General features: G+C 39.3%; 19 protein-coding genes. 17 read left to right on the top strand and 2 right to left on the bottom strand.

What is annotated here, in order from left to right:
* Positions 1-92: 92 nt before the first annotated feature.
* From A2536_09915 to A2536_09930, 4 genes are read left to right on the top strand one after another with little or no spacing between them, the layout of a single operon-like run.
* The gene (locus tag A2536_09915; protein OGF46603.1) at positions 93-1151 is read left to right on the top strand and encodes a leucine dehydrogenase; all 1059 of its coding nucleotides are present in this window, start codon (positions 93-95) and stop codon (positions 1149-1151) included.
* Positions 1148-1639 (top strand): acetolactate synthase small subunit, encoded by a 492-nt coding sequence (locus A2536_09920; protein OGF46604.1) that lies wholly within the window; start codon positions 1148-1150, stop codon positions 1637-1639. The genes A2536_09915 and A2536_09920 overlap by 4 nt, the downstream gene beginning before the upstream one ends.
* Positions 1629-2528 carry a hypothetical protein gene (locus tag A2536_09925; GenBank protein ID OGF46605.1) on the top strand — a complete coding sequence of 300 codons (900 nt, stop codon included), beginning with the start codon at positions 1629-1631 and terminating at the stop codon, positions 2526-2528. The genes A2536_09920 and A2536_09925 overlap by 11 nt, the downstream gene beginning before the upstream one ends.
* Positions 2518-3588, top strand: coding sequence for a butyrate kinase (locus A2536_09930; protein ID OGF46606.1), 1071 nt, complete (start codon positions 2518-2520; stop codon positions 3586-3588). Before A2536_09925 ends, A2536_09930 begins: the two co-directional genes overlap by 11 nt.
* A gap of 38 nt (positions 3589-3626) precedes the next feature.
* Here the strand turns inward: A2536_09930 and A2536_09935 are convergent, their stop codons facing one another.
* Positions 3627-4175, bottom strand: a complete 549-nt coding sequence (locus tag A2536_09935; protein OGF46607.1) for a hypothetical protein — start codon at positions 4173-4175, stop codon at positions 3627-3629.
* A gap of 268 nt (positions 4176-4443) precedes the next feature.
* Between A2536_09935 and A2536_09940 the strand changes: the two genes are divergently transcribed.
* Genes A2536_09940 through A2536_09955 form a run of 4 tightly spaced genes read left to right on the top strand, consistent with a single transcriptional unit; the run spans position 4444 to position 6719 of the window.
* Positions 4444-5013 (top strand): hypothetical protein, encoded by a 570-nt coding sequence (locus tag A2536_09940; GenBank protein ID OGF46608.1) that lies wholly within the window; start codon positions 4444-4446, stop codon positions 5011-5013.
* Positions 5013-6089, top strand: coding sequence for a hypothetical protein (locus A2536_09945; GenBank protein ID OGF46609.1), 1077 nt, complete (start codon positions 5013-5015; stop codon positions 6087-6089). Before A2536_09940 ends, A2536_09945 begins: the two co-directional genes overlap by 1 nt.
* 47 nt (positions 6090-6136) lie before the next feature.
* On the top strand, positions 6137-6424 hold the full coding sequence (locus tag A2536_09950; GenBank protein OGF46610.1) for a hypothetical protein: 288 nt from the start codon (positions 6137-6139) through the stop codon (positions 6422-6424).
* Positions 6425-6443: 19 nt separating this feature from the next.
* Positions 6444-6719, top strand: coding sequence for a hypothetical protein (locus A2536_09955; GenBank protein ID OGF46611.1), 276 nt, complete (start codon positions 6444-6446; stop codon positions 6717-6719).
* A gap of 222 nt (positions 6720-6941) precedes the next feature.
* Here A2536_09955 and A2536_09960 read toward each other — a convergent pair whose 3' ends face one another.
* Entirely contained in the window at positions 6942-8660 is a 1719-nt protein-coding gene (locus A2536_09960; GenBank protein ID OGF46612.1) for a hypothetical protein, read from the bottom strand.
* On the opposite strand from A2536_09960, the gene A2536_09965 reads away from it, so the two are divergent.
* The 9 genes from A2536_09965 (at position 8653) to A2536_10005 (ending at position 18833) form a co-directional block, all read left to right on the top strand.
* Positions 8653-8841 carry a hypothetical protein gene (locus A2536_09965; GenBank protein ID OGF46613.1) on the top strand — a complete coding sequence of 63 codons (189 nt, stop codon included), beginning with the start codon at positions 8653-8655 and terminating at the stop codon, positions 8839-8841. The two genes, A2536_09960 and A2536_09965, sit on opposite strands and share 8 nt — an antisense overlap.
* On the top strand, positions 8828-10342 hold the full coding sequence (locus A2536_09970) for a hypothetical protein (GenBank protein OGF46614.1): 1515 nt from the start codon (positions 8828-8830) through the stop codon (positions 10340-10342). Before A2536_09965 ends, A2536_09970 begins: the two co-directional genes overlap by 14 nt.
* On the top strand, positions 10339-11028 hold the full coding sequence (locus tag A2536_09975) for a DNA-binding response regulator (protein OGF46615.1): 690 nt from the start codon (positions 10339-10341) through the stop codon (positions 11026-11028). Before A2536_09970 ends, A2536_09975 begins: the two co-directional genes overlap by 4 nt.
* Before the next feature lie 140 nt (positions 11029-11168).
* A complete protein-coding gene (locus A2536_09980) occupies positions 11169-11642 on the top strand; it encodes a hypothetical protein (GenBank protein ID OGF46616.1) in 474 nt (157 codons plus the stop codon).
* Between the two features lie 403 nt (positions 11643-12045).
* Positions 12046-12525, top strand: coding sequence for a hypothetical protein (locus A2536_09985; protein ID OGF46617.1), 480 nt, complete (start codon positions 12046-12048; stop codon positions 12523-12525).
* A 386-nt stretch (positions 12526-12911) separates the two neighbouring features.
* Complete coding sequence (locus tag A2536_09990; GenBank protein OGF46618.1) at positions 12912-14597, top strand: hypothetical protein; 1686 nt, start codon at positions 12912-12914, stop codon at positions 14595-14597.
* The gene (locus A2536_09995; protein OGF46619.1) at positions 14594-14785 is read left to right on the top strand and encodes a hypothetical protein; all 192 of its coding nucleotides are present in this window, start codon (positions 14594-14596) and stop codon (positions 14783-14785) included. The genes A2536_09990 and A2536_09995 overlap by 4 nt, the downstream gene beginning before the upstream one ends.
* Before the next feature lie 111 nt (positions 14786-14896).
* Entirely contained in the window at positions 14897-17440 is a 2544-nt protein-coding gene (locus tag A2536_10000) for a nucleotidyltransferase (protein OGF46620.1), read from the top strand.
* The gene (locus A2536_10005; GenBank protein OGF46621.1) at positions 17421-18833 is read left to right on the top strand and encodes a hypothetical protein; all 1413 of its coding nucleotides are present in this window, start codon (positions 17421-17423) and stop codon (positions 18831-18833) included. Before A2536_10000 ends, A2536_10005 begins: the two co-directional genes overlap by 20 nt.
* The last annotated feature ends 159 nt before the right edge of the window (positions 18834-18992 follow it).

Raw genomic sequence — 18992 nt, forward strand, 5'->3', positions numbered from 1 at the left:
CGGTTTAGAGAATCATGACTTTTGTTTAAGTGTTAACCGGAAACTGGTATAATACTGCAAGGTTGTTCTAATCAATGGCAGGAGGAGCTTTTGTGAAAATAATTAAAGAAATGAAAGAAAGAGGTCATGAAAGCATAATATTTTGTCAGGATAGGGAATCCGGTCTTAAAGCTATTATAGCTGTCCATAATACTGTTTTGGGACCTGCTCTCGGCGGGACAAGGATGTGGAATTATGAAAACGAGACCCTGGCGTTGGAAGATGTACTAAGGTTGTCAAAAGGCATGACCTATAAATCTGCAGCTGCAGGAATAGGGCTGGGCGGCGGGAAAGCGGTTATAATTGGAGATCCGCATAAAGCAAAAAGTGAAAGTTTATTCAGAGTTTTTGGAAAATTTATTAATATGTTGAACGGCAAATATATTACTGCGGAAGATGTTGGAACTTCGGTAGCTGATATGCTGAATATAAGAAAAGAGACAAAATTTGTCGCCGGATTACCGGAAAGTTGCGGCAGCAGCGGAGATCCTTCTCCTTTTACGGCTTACGGGGTATATTGCGGTATTAAGGCGGGAGCAAAAGAAGTTTACGGCAAAGATAGTCTTAAAGGAAAGACAGTTGCCATTCAGGGTTTGGGAAATGTCGGGTACTCTCTTGCAAAGCACTTGCATGCTGAAGGAGCTAAATTAATAGTATATGATATCAGAAAAGACAGGCTCAAAAAGGCAGGGAAGGAATTTAAAGCGAAAATCATTCGGGAAGAAAATGAAATCTTTAATGCCGAATGTGATATATTCTCCCCCTGTGCTCTTGGAGGCATATTAAATGATAAAACTATTCCCGGGCTGAAATGCAGGTTGATAGCGGGCGCGGCAAACAATCAATTGCTCTTTGAGGAAAGACACGGCGAAATGCTGGATAAGAAAAAGATAATATATATAACTGATTTTGTAATAAATGCCGGAGGAATTATTAATATCTTTGCGGAGATAGAAGGAAAATATAACGCGCGAAAAGCCAAAGCTGATGTGTCTAAGATTTATCAAAATGTCGAAAGGATGCTTGCTTTGGCAAAAAAGAAGAACATAACAACATATTCTTCGGCTGTTTTGATGGCGGAAGAAAGGCTGAACAGGAGAAAAAAGTCATGAAAAAAAGAGAGCATACGATTTCCGGACTGGTTAGAAACGGATCCGGGGTTTTATTCCGGGTTGCGGAAGTATTTGCGAAAGAAAAAATAAATATAAAAAGTCTTTCCGTGGGAGAAACAGAAAACGAAAAGATAGCAAGAATGACGATAGTTGTATATGATGAGGAAAGAAAGATAAAATTAGCCGAAGAAAAAATAAACAACATTAAAGAGGTGATAGCTGTAGATGATTTAACAATAGAGGATATTATTGACAGGGAGCTGGCATTGATAAAAGTCAGCAGTAAAAAAGATAATGTTCCGCAGATTATGCAAATTGTTGAAATTTATAAGGCAAGTGTTGTTGGAGTCGGGAATACTACAATTACTATTGAGATAACGGGGGAAAAAGGGAAAATAGCCGGACTTATAAAACTTTTGACCCCTTTTGGAATAAAAAGTGTTGCGAGAACCGGAAAGATAGCGGTGAGAAGAGGCGATGAGATCTAGAATATTTGAATTATTAAAACCTGTTGTGTCGGATTTTCTAATGCCTAAAAAACTTGCTGTCTTGCTGCCTTATGAGGATTCTACTTTAAAGGCGTTGCAGGTTGCCTGCAAAACAGGCGTTATAAAAGCTGTTCTTATCGGCGATAAAAGCAGAATAGAGACCCTGTTGGAAAAATACAAATTTAAATGTGAAATAGTAAATGAAACGGAAGTCAGTAGAGGTGTGGAGTTTGTCAGAAATAATAAATATGAAATATTGATGAAAGGTTCTCTCAATACGGATGTATTACTGCATGCAATACTGGATAAAGAAAAAGGTTTGGAAAGGCACTCTATTTTTTCTCACAATGCGCTTTTTGATATCCCAACTCACAATAAACTGGTTATTGTGACTGATGCAGGGGTAAATATTAGTCCGGATTTAACAAGAAAAATAGCAATAATAGAGAATTCAATAATAGTTGCGAATGTAATCGGCATTGAAACCCCTAAGGTTGCAGTTCTGGCTGCAGTTGAAAAAGTTATTTTTCCCGCCATGCCGGCCACACAAGATGCCAGCCTTCTTGCGCAAATGTCAACGCAGGGAAGGTTTAAAAATGCCGTTGTAGACGGTCCTTTTGCGCTCGACAATGCTATTTCTGCAGCTTCTGCAAATGCAAAAGGAATTAAAAGCACTGTTGCCGGTAATGCGGATATTCTCGTGCTGCCGAATATTGAAGCAGGAAATATTTTGTATAAAGCTTTGACATGTTTTGCCAGGGCAAAAGCAGCAAGTCTGGTTGTCGGCGCTAATATCCCTCTGGTGGTGCCCTCCAGGACGGATGATTCAGAAACGAAGTTTCTCTCAATATTACTTGCTGCTGTCTACTCGGAAAGATATGAAAAATAATCTTAATATTTTGGTAATTAATCCCGGATCAACTTCGACAAAGGTAGCTTTGTTTAAAGGAGAAAAAAACCATAAAAGTTTTGAGTTTTCTCATGATACTGAACTGTTTCAAAAGTACTCTTCTATCCTTCAGCAGCTGGAATACAGATTTGAGCTGATCATAAAATTTGTAAAAGAAAATATTGACCCGGAAGAAATCGATGCTGTTATCGGACGAGGCGGTCTGCTAAAGCCGTTAAGAGGCGGTGTATATAAAATTAACGAAACAATGCTTGGGGATCTTTCTACCGCGAGACATGGGGAACATGCCTGCAATTTGGGAGCAATTCTGGCTTTTAAGTTTTCTAAAATGCATAAGATACCAGCTTTTATCTCTGATCCTGTGACAGTGGATGAATTGGCTCCGGAAGCCAGAATAACAGGTTCAGCTCTCTTTAAAAAAGTAAGCGTGTTCCATGCTTTAAACCAGAAATCCATAGCGAAGAGTTTTTCGGAGAATATCGGAAAATCCTATGAAAAAATAAATTTAATTGTTGTTCATATTGGCGGCGGAATATCCGTAGGCGTTCATAAAAAAGGAAGAGTAATAGATGTAAACAATGCTTTAGAGGAGGGGCCTTTTACTCCGGAAAGAAGCGGGTCTTTACCGACGGCTCAGCTGGTAAAATTATGTTATTCCGGTAAATACAGTGAAAAAGAAATGTCGAAAATTCTGGTAGGTAAAGGCGGACTTGTTTCCCATCTCGGTACCAGCGATTGCAGGATAATAGAAAAACGTATTTTAAAAGGTGATAAAAAAGCAAAATTAATATACAAAGCGATGGGGTATAGTATTGCAAAATATATTGGAGCGGCCTCGACGGTATTAAACGGAAAATTAGAAGCCATAATACTGACAGGCGGGGGAGCAAAAAGCCGACTCTTAGTGCATCACATCAAGGAAAGAGTAAAATTTATAGCTCCTGTCAAAATTTATGCCGGAGAAAATGAGCTGGCGTCCCTGGCTTCCGGTGCCTTGAGAGCATTGGAAGGGAAAGAACGAATACTCACGTATAAATAGGCTCTATATCAATTCTATTGTGAAAAGCTGAACAACGATTATCCTCGTTCTTTATTAAAACCGTATTTATTATTCTTTTTTGCGGGGGCTTTTATCATTCTTCGAATTTGTTCTACAAGGTCCTTCATTACTTCGCCTTGCGTGGTGATTTGGTTGTCATGTAGTGAGACTTTACCTTCGATGCTCTCAAGTTTTGCAAGTATTTCCCTCTGTGTGAAAACCTTTTTCCTGAAAGCAACAAAAGTTCTCATTATTTCAATGTTAATTCTAATTGCACGTTCGCTATTAAGAACAGAAGATAGCATTGAGATACCTTGCTCTGTAAAGGCATAGGGTAGAAACCTTGATTTTGCAAGGCTGTTTGCTATCGCAATTTGCGATAGCAAAACAACATATTCTAGTTGGGTTATTTGAAACATAAAATCAAAAGGAAAACGTGTAATATTTCTCTTAACAGTTTCATTTAGCCTGAATCCCTCAACTGCATACAATTCTGCCAGGTCATGACCTAACATCACTTCTTGATCCCTAATTCTGTATATTTTTGTTTCTATTGCATTAATTAGAACAGGGTGTTTTTCATTCATCTTCTTTCCTCCTTGTTGATATAAAATATTGAGGAAGAGTTATTCAGATATATGTAATTATTGTTTTAAAACATTGCTTCCCCTTGGTTTCAATAGTATACATAAATAGATTTTAAAATGCAATATAATTTAAGGGGAATCAATTCTATTGCGAAAACTGCTTTGTTTTGATATCATTTAAATACATTGTGATGTTTTTACTTTTATCTGTGTCATCAACAGATGGAATGGAACTTTTATCAAACCCATCTGTCTAAATCTATAGGACTTGGAGTTTAACTTGGTTTTCGAGCAGGATTCTGACCTTTTAAAGGGCTTAAAAGCGGGTAAACAGCACTATTTCAACCAGCTTGTCTTTAAATACAAAGACAAAATATATAATACTGCCTACAGGTATTTAGCCGACTATCAGGAAGCCCAGGATATCACACAGGAGTGTTTTGTCTCAGTACATAAAAATATCAGGAAATTCAGGGAGGAAAGTTCATTATCTACCTGGATATTTACGATAACTGTGAATCTTTGCAAAAATAAATTAAAGAGCGCAGAGCATAGAAATCATGAAAAAACTTTGTCTATCATTGAAAAAGCCCTGGATGTAAAGGATGACAGAGGAAATCCTGCTGCGTTCGTGGAAAAAAAGGAGTTCGAAACCAGGATCCAGGCTGAGCTGGAAAGACTCCCGGTCGATATGAAGGAAGCTGTAATTTTGAGAGATATTGAACAGCTTTCTTATGAGGAAATCTCTAAGATACTAAATATTGATCTAGGTACGGTAAAAAGCCGCTTGCACAGGGCAAGACTGCAGCTTCACGACGCTCTTAAAGGGGTAATTTAGTGATTAAGAAAACTTGTACCGACATAAGAGAAAAATTCTCAGATTATATAGATGAGCTTTTGCCCGAGCAGGAGATGGCAGATCTTGAGATGCATATGAAGAAATGTCCTGCTTGCAAAAAAGATCTAGAGTCTTTTAACAAAACCGTTCAGGTGCTTAAAAATCTTCCGCGATATACCGCGCATCCCAATATAATTGTAAGGATCAACAATCGCATAGAAAAAAATAAAAGATGGTGGCAGAGGTTTAATCCAAAAGTTCTGAAAGGAACCTTTGGCGTTATTACTGCGGTGATTTTGTGTGTGTTCGGTCTTCAGCTTTACAACGGTACAAACGTTGTTGATATCTTAAGGGTAAAAGAAGCTGCAAAGACATCACAGGAAAACGGAGCTGCTAAAAACGAGAAGACCTTGAAATCCGAGGTACAGCAAAAAAAGAGAAAGAGTGCGGCACCGAAAGCACAAACAGCAACTACAGAAAGAAAAGCAATAACGGCAGGGACAGCAGAAACAGAGAGAGAAGAGAAAAGGAAGACGGAGACGGAAGAAAAGAAAGCCGAAGACAAAATTACGGTCAATAAAGTACAGATAGCGGGAGAATTTACTGTTGGAAAAACAGATGCAGCAGAGCAGCTCAGACAGACTAGTCAGCCTCTTGAAAAAGAGTTAAAACTTGAATACACTGCGAAGGCTTCATCATCGCCTGTTGACAGATTGTCGCCTCTTGAAAGTGCTTATGAGCAAAAAGGGCTTTATTGCAAGAATAGCGTTGTGGAAAATATTGTAATAAAAGACGAAAAGTCGTTTGAAAAGTTATGGGCAAAATGTTTTTCTGAGATGGCAAAGCCTTTTATTGATTTTAAAAATGAAATTATTGTTGTTATATTCCTTGGAGAGCAGGCTGAAAGCCCAAAAGATATAATACTACAAGGGATAATCAGCGAAAAAGACAAGATCAAGGTAAAATATAGCTTAAAGTCAATTCTAAATACTGATACATCAGGCAAAATATTATCTCCATATTACATAAAAGCGGTTAAAAAATTGAGTATTCCTGTGGAGTTTATTAAGGAATAACAAAGGTTTAAAATGATGAAAAGCTGGAAATTGCAGAAGCATTATTAATGGGAGGTGGTTTTTCTTTTTTTTTATCCAAAATCGATAACGGAGGATATAAAATCATGAAAAAATTGATCGTTGGTTTACTTGCAGTTTTTTTAATAGCTCCTGTTTTCGCAGGGGACAGATTTGATGGTTTAAATTACGGAAGTTCTCTTGAAGGTGTTATCCTTGACAGAGAAATTAACGGGCTTGATATCTTGAGGAATCCGGCCAATTTATTTTTTGACGACAAAGGGCAGAGTTACGATAGATTCAGGGGCTTATTGAACCGGGGTAAATTCTCCTTTTAAGTTTAACCTTGCGTTTCCTATGTCTTCGGGGATGGTTCTTGGAGGTACTGTAATATATGGTAACCAGTCTACCTGGGATATCTGGCGGGGAACTCTTCCTGTCGGCGGTGCCGCCAATCTGGCGTATACCGGTAATACAGGATTTTCTGATTCAAATACAACACAGAGTGATACAAACGGTACGGTACTCACTACTGACGACTGGACCAAAACCACGGTTTATAGCGGTACCCAGAATGTCGTTGCTGCGCAGGGCGGGAGGATGAAGCTTTCAAAAATGAAGATTATATGGTAGCGAAGGGAATTGTTAGCCAAATAGAGAAATTATCAGGATTTGTTAAATAATAGGTTCTTTTAGCGCTTCGCTTAGACCATCCTCGGGGTACAGTCATCCGTCCAAGTTCTGACGAGATCTTTCGACAAACTGCGTGATAGTTTCCCTGCTTTTACTTAATATTTTTCAATGATTTTAGACCTTATAAATTTTACAAACCTTAAAAACCTTATGAACTATCTTCTACTGCTTCACTATATTCTCAATCGTCTTTCTGTCCTTCTCATCTGATGGGGCGTATTTTAGGAAATTTCTAAAAGCATTATTTGCCTCTTTATTTTTTCCAAGCGTGTAATAAAGTACTCCCATATTCTTCCAGGCTCCATAAAATGAAGGATCGAGAGATAACGCGCGATTATAATAAATTAAAGCGTTTGTATTGTCGTTTGCGACCTGAAATTCTGAGCCTGTGCCTGTGTAAGCTCTGACGATGTAGGTATGGAGTTCTTTCTCAAAGTCGTTTTCCTTTGAATGAAGGGTAAGATCAAGAATTGAAACTTTTGATTCTATATATCTTATTGAATCTGAATATTTTTCAAATTTTGCTTCTTGTTTTTTGAGGTGTGCACCAATAATTGAAGGGATTTGTCTGTAAGTCTTTCCCAAACGCTCGTTTGTTATGCCGATAGCATGAAAGTCGTATTCTCTTTCATTTGCCGTAATGAAGCTTTCCAAAGTTTCGTTAATTTGGATCCGCTCAAATGGAAAAATAATAGAAGGGTTCGTAATTTTCAGCTGGTCTACATACCACTTGTGCGAAAGCTTTTCGAGGGAAAAGATCTTTGTTTCTCTTTTTTTCTGTTCCACCATCTGCAGATAGTCAAATCCCATGATGGTAGAGTCTCCCGTCACGACGAGTATAGCTTGCTTTTCTCCCGAGGAGTAGAGCGCGGCCTTGCAAAAATTATCCAAGAATAAATTCTTTGAAAGATCGCATCGGGAATAATTAAAAAGCAAAGGAAGCAAGGAAAGAAGAGGAAGCAAAAGAAGAGCTTTCTTGCTTAAATATTGAGACAAAGAGTGTAAACCTGTGCCTATACCGGCTGCGAGAAAAATAAAAGAGAGCGGGTAAAAACGGGAGATGATATTGAAATATATGGGATTGTTGTCATATTTTGTAAACAATATGAAAACCGGGCCCGTGAAAAAGAAGGCAATGAAAAAGAACCAAAGACCCTTCCTGATTTGCCGGTAAAATCCGAGTAATCCGATAAACGCGCCCAAAATAAAAAACCCGTAAAAGAGCTCCTTGAGATAATGATAGAACGGGCTGTTGTTAAAGTAAGAAAGTTGAGAGAGATTCAGCGCGGGGGAACCGTAAATCGTTCTTAATACAATCTTCTTAAAACCTTCCCAGGTCTGCGGGTTGAACCAGTTGATTTCCGGAGCAGCAGCAGCGCGAAGAGGGAGGTAAAGATAAAAGGCCAAACCCGTGATAAAGAGAATAATCGCGGGAACCCAGCTTTTTGGTTTTTTTATTTGAGTAAAAAAGAGAAATACTGCGGCTGGAAACACAAAAAGCATTGTTTGATGATGTGCCAGGGCCGCGCCAAAAATAAAAACAAAAAGTAAAAACTTGCTTTGAGAAGTCTCCTCTTCCCATCTTACAGCAATATAGCATAAAAGTGCCGCAAAGAAAGAGTTAAGAGCGAAGACTTCGGCTAAAACTGCGTATTTCCATATAAGCGGTGAAAAGGCAAAGAACAAAGCGGTGGTTAATGAAATGATACTGCTTTTAGTCAGTCTTTTTATAGTTTGAAAAATAAGCCCTGAAGCCAGAGAGGCAAAAAAAGCGCTAAAAAGATTAACCCGGAAAGCAATAGTTGAACAGGGCATTATATGTATAAAAAAATTACCGAGTAAATTATATAAAGGATACCCGGGCGGGTGGGCAATGCCCATTTGCCAGGCTGTTACTGTGAGTTCTGCTGAGTCTCCTGACGCAACGATTGAAGGTGCCAGGGTCATCAGATACACGTACAAAGGTATCAAAAAAGCCATAAATGCCATGATGTTTTTTACCATAAAAAGCAGTTTGATACAATTAAAAAAAAATGGTAGAATCAGGTATGCAAAAGACTAAAGCACTTTTTATTCTGGTTCTGCTTATTGTAGTGGTTAATATTATTTTTGCCTATTTCGGATATCAGATATTCACTGTTGAAACACAATCTATAGTGAGACGTCAGGAGGCATACCGGCTCAGTATCATGAATTTAATCAGTAAACGCCTGGAAAATATTTTATTCGAGGCTGAAGGCGCGGTAATTAAAGAATTCTCCGGAAGAGCAGATAAGACTCATTCCTTGAAAGAAATAAATAATAAACGACCTTACCTTATGTATATTAAGAATGTATATTCTGTTTTGTCTTTAGAAGCCGGAACAGGAGTAAGTTACATTGATGCGGCGCTTTATGAGTATAAACAAAAAAGTGCGGGTAAAAACAGAGTGAGATATTTTGGCTCGAATCCGGAATTTAATAATAAAAAAACGGCAGGGGGGAAAAAAGAGCTTTATGCAGTAAGTGTAATTAATACTCCTGCTTATCTGGTGGTCGAGTATGATATTACAGAAATTGAAAAAATATTAAAAAAATATATAAGGGAGATCTCCGGACCTCTTGAAGCCTATATTGAAGTTACCGACAAGGACGGAATACTTGTTGCATATTCTGAAAAGATTGACAGAAAGAAACTTCAGGTTAACGGAAAGGATTTAAAAAGTATATTTACTTTTTGGAAAGTCGGAGTAAAGGATAAAGGTCTTGAGAATGTGGAATTTCAAAGAAAAAGTAAAGTGAAGATATATGTTGAGATAATGATATTTCTGTCTGTTTTTATGGTGGTTGCTCTATATGTCGCGATTGTTATGGTGGTAAGCGAATCCGCAGTGGTAAGACTCAGGTCTGATTTTGTTGCCACGGTTTCACATGATTTGAAAACTCCTCTCACTTCCATAAAGATGTATTCTGAATTACTGAAAGGCGGGAAAATAAAGGATAAAAAGAAGTTAAGATCCTATATTGAAACAATAGTAACGGAAAGCGAGAGGTTGTCTTTTCTTATTAATAATGTTCTTGAATTCTCCAGAAGAGAATACCGGCTGAAACAAAGAACCTCTAATCCCGTGGATTTATCAAGAGTAGCGGAAGAAGCGGTAGCGCTGGTGAAACCTTATGCCTTGCAGTATGGTTACAGGATAAAACTGCTTACTCATAAAGTTCCGCTCATCCCCGGCGATGAAGTAGGGATAAATCATCTGATTATGAATCTTATTGACAACGCCATTAAATATTCTCCGGATAACAGAAATATAATAGTAGGAGTTGCCGCAGCAGGGGACGAAGTGTGCCTTTCGGTTAAAGATAAAGGCATTGGTATTGATGAAGAGGAGAAAGAAGCTGTATTTGAAAAATTTTACAGGTCAAGTGATCCTTATGTAAAGACAAAAAAGGGCATAGGCATAGGGTTATCAATAGTAAAACAGATTGCGGCAGATCATGGAGCGCGTATTGAACTTAAAAGTGCAAAAGATAAAGGCAGTACGTTCAGCGTTTTTTTTAATCCAAAGAGGCTTATATGAAGACGATATTGATAGTAGAAGATGAAGAACCCATAAGAAAGGGGCTCCGTGATACTTTTTTGGAGGAAGGTTTTAAGGTTGTTTCAGCCGTAGACGGACTACAGGGTTATAAAATGATCCTCTCAAAAAAGCCGGATCTTGTTTTATTGGATATTATGCTTCCTGAATTGAACGGGTTGGAGGTTTGTAAAAGATTAAGGAGTGAAAGTAATCAGACTCCGATTATTATGCTGACTGCAAAAAGTACCGAAACCGACAAGGTGGTAGGATTGGAACTTGGAGCTGATGATTATGTTACTAAACCTTTCTCGGTGCTGGAGTTAGTCTCCAGGGTGAAAGCCTTACTCAGAAGGATGGAGAAAAGAAGCGATGAAAAAGAAAGTTCGGGGATAATCGCCTTTGACGATATAAAAATAGATTTTAAAAAATTTAAAGCAGAAAGAAGCGGTAAAATAATTGATATGTCAAAGACAGAATTTAAGATACTTAAGTTCTTCATATCCAAGCGCGAGGAAGTCATTTCCAGGGATACATTTTTAGATGAGGTTTGGGGGTATGATGAATATCCCACTACCAGGACTGTAGATAATTTTATCGTAAAATTGAGGTCAAAAATAGAAAAAGACCCCCGGAATCCAAGGCATTTGATAACAATATATGGTGTCGGCTACAAATTTATTCAATAAAACCCTTTGTAAATAAAGGCAAATACTGCAAAAGTCAATCTCTCGTATTTTCTGAAAAAAATACAATTTGATGACAATTTGTTCGTTACTTTTTGATATATTTATTACAGATAGTAAATTGTAATTTACCGGAGGAGTTTATGAGAAGAAAGAAAGGTTTTACACTGCTGGAACTGATGATCGTTATAGCGATTATTGGATTGTTAATAGCTATAGTAATACCGGATTTACTAAAGACGAGGGAGCAGGCGGAGATAGAATCCTGTAAGGCGTCGCTTCGAGGCGTGCAGTCGGCGCTGGAACTTTACTATACACATTACAAATATTATCCTGACAATTTACTGACACCAATAAATGAAGGGTATCTGCAGGAAGGCGGCGACAAGGATCCGTGGGGCAGGGTGTACCGATATCGTTTGGCCACCGGTTCCGGAGCTGCGAATGAATCTGAAGGTGCAAAGACTGCGAATAATTATCTTATAGGAAGCGACGGGCCGGACGCAAAGCAGGATACGGATGATGATGTTGAACCGCCAATTAATACAAAGCGGCATTCTTTTAAGAGCAATAGAACTGCTTCTGAATCAACCGGTGAGGGCGTTTCAGAAGAATAGTTAATATACTGGAGTATTATTAACTGTAGTTTGCGAATAAGGGGGGACAAGAAATAAAATATTGAAAAGTATCACCGACCCTATGCCCGGGATGGCTGACCCCCTCCCGGGCTTTTTTTATTCCATAGCGACGGATTGTTTTTGCATACAAACTAAATTGAAGGTTAAGGCTGAAACTTGAAGCCGGCAGTGATTTCGCCGATTACAAATCTTTCGGATTCCGCTGATAAAAAAAATACATAGTCTTATCTTCTTCTCTTGCCGCGCCTCTGAGCATCTGCGCATCCATGCCTCTGTTTTTGTTATTACACCTCTGTGACATTTTTTACAATTGGTTGTGTTAATCTTGTATTGGAAGAGGAAAGAAGTTATTATCAACTGCAGTTGACTACTGGAGGTACCTATGAGAAAACAAAAAGGGTTCACACTGCTGGAACTGATGATTGTTATAGCGATCATCGGATTGTTGATTGCTATAGTTGTGCCGGATTTACTGAGGGCCAGGCAGGAAGCAGAGGTAAGATCTTGTGTGGCCTCGCTCCAAGGCGTGCAATCGGCGCTGGAACTGTACTACACACATTATAAGTATTATCCTGATAATTTGCTTGTAACTATTAATGAAGGGTATCTGGGGGAAGGCGGAGACAAAGACACCTGGGGCCGGCAATACAGGTATCGTTTGTCTACAGGTTCCGGAGCTGTAAATGAATCTGAAGGCGCAAAGACGGCGAATAACTATCTTATAGGGAGCTACGGGCCGGATGCGAAGCAGGATACGGATGATGATGTCGAACCGCCGATAAATACAAATCGCCACACGTTCAAGGGATCAAAGCAGGAAAACGCTTCTGATGAAAATTTGTATGATATTCCGGTTAGTTGAAACGGGTAGAAACAGGGTCATTCTGCCTTAAGTAAAGAGAGCCGCCTCTAATCGGGCGGTTCCTCTTTTAAAAACTAAGTAGAACTATTCAAATTAGAAATTAATGAAATCTTCATGTCTATTCCATAATCAGCGGAATCCCGTAGCTTTTCAATCTCATCAAAAGATCCGCCAATTATGTTAGGCGGATCATCGAGTGATCCGCCCTATATCACTGGCGGAAGCGTAATCGAACCCGAAATCCCGTAAACTCTTAATATTTTGCAAGTTAACAACAGCATGCTTTCTACTCCGGATTTCGGGTTCTCTTATTGACTTGCTCTTATACCTTAAATCATGATATATATTGTCTTAGTAATTGTATGCTTTAAAAACAGGAGTGAATTATGAAAAAAGAAGAGAACAAATGGCTTCCTTTAAGTTTTTTTCCGTGGGAATCGGAATTTTACACTATTAATTGCCCGGTTTTAAAAGAGTTTAACGGGAAAAAGATAACTTTGAATAATTTTCCTGTTAAAAAAGCAGTTATATTTAAAAGTTTTAATGATAAAAGAGACGCAGCTTTGTTGTTCTCCACCACAAAGGATTTGTTTATACTTTTTAAGAGCAAGATTGACAGAAAGGAAGGTTTACGAAAATACCGTAAAGAACCGCCTTATTGGACTGATGATACTGTCGAATTAATGATCGATCCAAAGCATAGTCACAGACAATATTATATGTTCGTTACAAGTGCTTTGGGTAAAAAGGAAAGTTCGCTAATGACCGCAGGGCAGGGCAGAGTAAGATATGAAAGAAAAGTAAGCGGAGAACCGGCTAATCTGAAATGGGAATCAAAAATAAAGATAACAAAAACAGAGTGGGTTACGCTTGTGAAGATCCCATACAGATCTCTTGGAATAGAGATGGATCCCTCAATGGTTCTGGGTATAAATTTTCTGAGAAACAGAGCAAGCGAGGGTAAAACTGTAACTACGGATATTTTTAACGGCAACAGTATTCATTCCCCCTGGGTTTTTAACGACATGGTTTTAGAAAAAAAGAGCGTTAGAGTTGAAAAAATATTTTTGGATAATATGTATGCGGATGCGGACAATATACTTTGCGTGACAATAAGAAATATTAAAAAAGATACGGCAGAAATGATTTTAAAAGTCACTGTTCTTACAGGGGAGCAATATGATTATTATTCGGGAAACTCTGTAAAGTTTGAGCTAAAGCCGGAGGAGAAGAAGGATATAAGCCTTCTGTATAGGCTTGATCCGCTGGAAGGGGGTTGGCTTAAAATAAAAGTTGAAATATTGGAGCAAGACGGAAAAATATCCTACAGCGGTGATTTTCATGCTTCATTTAAAAACGGTATGGAACTTGCTTATGCACAGCCTGCTCATAGCTTTAAGGATCCCAAACCGGAGGATCCTGATTTTTATATCAATAAGAGACGGTATATCATGTCAAGTTTACCCCTGTTTGAAAGAGTTAACACGGCACAAGGGGCGCCGGGGGATTTTTGCATTAGAAGCGCAGATAAAAAAATTATGTTTAATTTGATGAAGCCGGGTGTGCTAAAAAAAATAGCTGATTTTATCCACCATCGATTTCATAATGATATTGACAGGCTCTTGGGCGCAGTTTATTTAATACATCAGCCGGCGTTTATGAATTATGTGAATATCTCAGCATTTGTTGAAGATAACTTAACACCTCTTTCAATTCTCAGATTTCAAAATGCCCAATGCGGAAGTTATGCGGATGTTTTACTCGGAGTGTTGGAAAAGTTAAGAATAGGCAGTACAAAGAAATGCTGGACAGGTCATATTCTGGGTTTAAGCGGCCATATGATAATGGCTGTGCATTATAAGGGACAACACGTTCCGCTTGATGCGCAAGTCGGATGTTTCTTTTATAAAAAAGGCAACAAGGACCTGGCTTCAATACAGGATCTGATAAAAGACCCCTGGATCGCGGATCAGGCAAAAAACCGCTACAGCAGGTTTTTTCAGGATATAAAAAAACTTCATTTGGGCTATTACGGTAAAGTAATCTGGCCTGAAAACGCCCCCGCCGAATGAGAAAGACAGCAAGTAAAGTAAGGGAAGCACAAACAGCAAATACAGTAAGTACAGAAGATAAAAAGTATAGCCTGGTCGCCAGCGTTTTGTGGCGGGAAGAAAAACAGGAAAAGAAAGTACAAGAAAAAATATTTCCATATCATTTTAACCTATTACTTCTGATGTTATTACGTGAGCTGCGGCATTAAACTTTAATTGACTAAATCCATTCAGTATAATACAATATAGAAGAAGGTTGCTAAAGTGTGAATATTTTTATATTTGTATTCGAAGCTAGCTGGATAAAGGAGGAGGTTTAGATGAAATCTGTTATTCTTGCCGGTGGTTTTGGGACGAGACTTCGTCCGCTTACCTGTAATATTCCAAAGCCTGTTGCTACAGTCGCTAATAAACCTATGATGGAACATATCGTAGACCTTCTGAAAAAACACGGGGTTACGGAGATGATCTCCGCCTTATATTTCCAGCCGGAATCTATATCTGATTATTTCAGAGATGGTTCTGATTTTGGGATAAAGATGGATTATATCAAGACAGAGTCCGAACTGGGCACTGCCGGCTGCGTGAAATATGCTACGAAATATATAGATGGAACATTTATCGTCATGAGCGGGGATGTGCTTACTGATTTTGATCTTACCAAGGCAGTAGAGTTTCATAAAAAGAAAAAATCTCTGGCAACCATTGTTCTTACGCGTGTGGATAACCCGCTGGCTTTTGGAGTTGTGATTACGGATAAGAACGGAAAGATAGTGCGCTTTCTGGAAAAACCCTCGTGGGGAGAAGTATTCTCCGATACGGTAAATACCGGTATTTACATCCTGGAAAAAGAAGTTCTGGATCTTATTCCGGAGGAAAGGGAGTTTGACTTTTCTAAGAACCTGTTTCCGCTTATGCTTGCAAAGAAAATGCCGCTTTTTGGCTATGTGGCGAAGGGTTATTGGAAGGATGTCGGCAGTTTGTCAGAATACAGAATTTCGCATTATGATATTATGGACGGGAAAGTTGATGTTATAATTCCCGGTAAAAAGACAAACAAAGTCGGCAAAGGTATATGGATAGAAGCAGGTGTTCAGATCCACCCGACTGCAGTACTGAAAAATCCCGTGGTTATCGGAAAGAACGTCCAAATAAAAGCAAATGTAATAATTGAGAACTCGACTATAGGTGATAACTGCATAATTGAAGAAGGCGCAAAAATTACCAATAGCGTTCTCTGGTCCGGAAGTTTTGTCAGGCAGGATGCGACTGTCTTTGAAAGTGTCATGTGTCATGCCGTGGAAATCGGTAAAAAGGCAGCTATTCACACGAATTGTGTAATAGGAGATAATTGCATAATCGGTGATGAAGCTGTTTTGAAAGCAAATGTAAAACTTTGGCCGCATAAAAATGTTGAAAGCGGCGCGATACTTTCTACCAGTCTGATTTGGGGGGATAAATGGTCCCGCACCATATTCTCGGAATACGGTGTTATCGGTCTTGCAAATATAGAGATTACTCCGGAGTTTGCGGCTAAACTTGGAGCGGCCTACGGAGCCGGAGTACCGAAAGGTTCCTCAATAATCACCTCCAGAGACAATCACAGGATTTCCAGAATGACAAACCGTGCTTTTATGACAGGGCTTCTTTCTTCAGGTGTAAATGTTTTTGATATCGGGGTTACGCCTATAGGTGTTGCAAGATATGTCTTAAAGCCGCTAAGAAGTGTGGGGGGAATGCACGTTAGAATGTCTCCCTTTGACGCGGAGAAAGTGGATATTAAATTCTTTGACGACCAGGGTATTGATCTGGCTTCCTCAAAAGAAAAAAGTATAGAGGGCTTATTCTTCAGGGAAGATTTTAGACGCGCCCCATTCCAGGAAGTCGGAGAAGTTTCTTTCCCTTCGCATGCCATAGATCATTACAGAGAAGGATTTCTCCATGAAGTGGATAAAGAAGCTATCAGAAAAAGAAAATTTAAACTCGTGATAGATTATGGTTTTGGAAGCTCCTCCACAATCTTTCCGTCGCTACTTGGAAAACTCGAATGCGATGTAGTGTCGCTCAATTCTTATCTGGATGAAAAAAAACTTACAAAGTCGGCGAACGAATTTAATCAATCAATAGAACAGCTTTCGAATATAACTTCCACGTTGAAAGCCGACCTAGGGATTATGCTGGATGCCGGCGCGGAAAAAATATTTATTGTTGATGAAAAGGGAAGAGTGCTGAGCGGTGACCAGGCGCTTTGTTTCCTGACCTATCTTCAATTTAAAGTAAATAAGGGCGGAACTATTGCCGTGCCTATCTCTGCTTCTTCAGCAATCGATGAAATAGCCGCAAAACACGGAGGTAAAGTTATCCGTACCAAAACGAGCTATCGCAGCATGATGGAAACAGCTATTTCGGGAAAAGTTGATTTTGTCGGGGAAGCGCTCGGAGGTTATATCTTCCCTAAATTTATGCCGTCCCTGGATGCTATGATGTCGGTTGTGAAAATACTTGACGCTATGGCGGTAGTAGATGAAAAGATCTCCGATATAATTAAAAAGGTGCCGGAATCTAAAATAATCCGTGAATATGTTGCCTGTCAATGGGAAACCAAAGGCACCGTGATGCGGGAATTAAATGAATATGCCAAAGATAAAAAAGCCGAGCTTATCGACGGGATAAAAATATTCGAAAAAGAAGGCTGGATAATGATCTTGCCTGACGGTGAAAAACCTTTATTTCATCTTAATGCCGAAGCTAAGACCGCTGAAGCAGCGAGAAAACTTATTACCAAGTACGGACAAATGATAAAGGCCTGGCAGAAAGTGGGCGCCCCGGAAGGAGATACCGTCTATGACGGAAGCGAAAATTAAGTTCGGCACCTCCGGGTGGCGCGGGATAATCAGCGACGACTTCACTTTTCAGAATGTTTCTAAAGTAGCGCAGGCTATTGCGCGCTATGTGAAGGAAAAGGAGAAGCAAACGGTCAAAAACGGAGTGATCGTAGGCTATGATACTCGTTTTCTTTCCGAGAAGTTCGCCGCAACCGCCGCCGGCGTACTTTCTGCCAATGGCATTAAGGTTTTTCTTACCCAAAGAGATACTCCGACTCCGGTTATTTCCTGTGAGATAATAAAGAAAAAACTTGCAGGCGGTATTAATATTACAGCCAGTCATAATCCGGCGTCCTATAACGGAATGAAATTCTCTCCTTCCTGGGGAGGCCCGGCGCTTCCGGAAACTACGAAGTTAATTGAAAATTACGCGAATGATCCTCTGCTTAAAGTGTTGTCCCCGGATAATAAAAATGTTGTTTCCCTGGATCCAAGGGAAAAATATTTAAAAGTTATTAGAAACAAGGTGGATCTTAAACTGATAAAAAAAATGGGTATGAAAGTCGGAGTGGAACTCCTGTATGGCACCGGAAGAGATTATCTGGATCTTTTTCTTACAGAATCCTGTAAAAAAGTTGTAGTGTTTCACGACTATAGAGATGCGTATTTTGGGGGCGGTTCGCCTGAGCCAAATAAAGAACGTTTAGGCGAGCTTGATGCCGCGATAAAAAAAGAAAAGCTGGATATCGGACTGGCTACCGACGGAGATGCGGACAGGTACGGTATTATTGACCGCGACGGGACGTTTATTACTCCAAATGAGATCTTATCCCTCTTAATGGTTTATCTGAAAAAGAGCAGGGGTTGGAATGGCTGTGTGGTTCGCACTGTTGCCACTACCCATCTCGTTGATGCTCTGGCGGAAAAATACGGGATACCTGTAAGAGAAACTCCGGTGGGGTTTAAATACATCGGGGAGGTAATGCTTAAAGAGTCTATGATAATAGGCGGTGAAGAGAGCGGAGGTCTAACGATTTACGGCCACATTCCGGAAAAAGACGGTATATTAGCCTGTCTGCTGGTACTGGAAATGGTAGCTTCTGAAAAGAAGACCATAAAAGAGATTTTAAAAAAGCTGTATGCAGAAGTCGGCTATATTGCAACCGGTAGGGGAAATGTCCGGCTGACCGAGGAAAAAAAACAAAAACTTGTTTCTGCTCTTTCCAAAAAGCCGCCTGTTAAGTTCGGTAATTATACCGTGGAAAAATTGATAACGCTGGACGGTTATAAATTTTTGCTTGGCGGAAAAAATTGGATTATGATCCGGCTTTCCGGTACAGAACCGCTGGTACGCCTTTATGCTGAGTCAGATTCGGATAAACAGCTTAATGCTTTATTAAATTTAGGAAAAAAGTATGTACTTGGTTTTTAAGAAAATCTGTGAAATATAGAAAAGTATAAAAGATTATTGAGAGCTGTTTTAAGCTTGTATCAGTGGAATCCTGTAGAACTGTAATCGGTGGAATCTTTTTCAAAATATGGAGCTTGATGTCAAAGAATAACCGCTTTAGAAAATATAATACCACCGTCC

The organism is Candidatus Firestonebacteria bacterium RIFOXYD2_FULL_39_29, assembly GCA_001778375.1.
Taxonomy (GTDB): Bacteria; Oederibacteriota; D2-FULL-39-29; order D2-FULL-39-29; family D2-FULL-39-29; genus D2-FULL-39-29.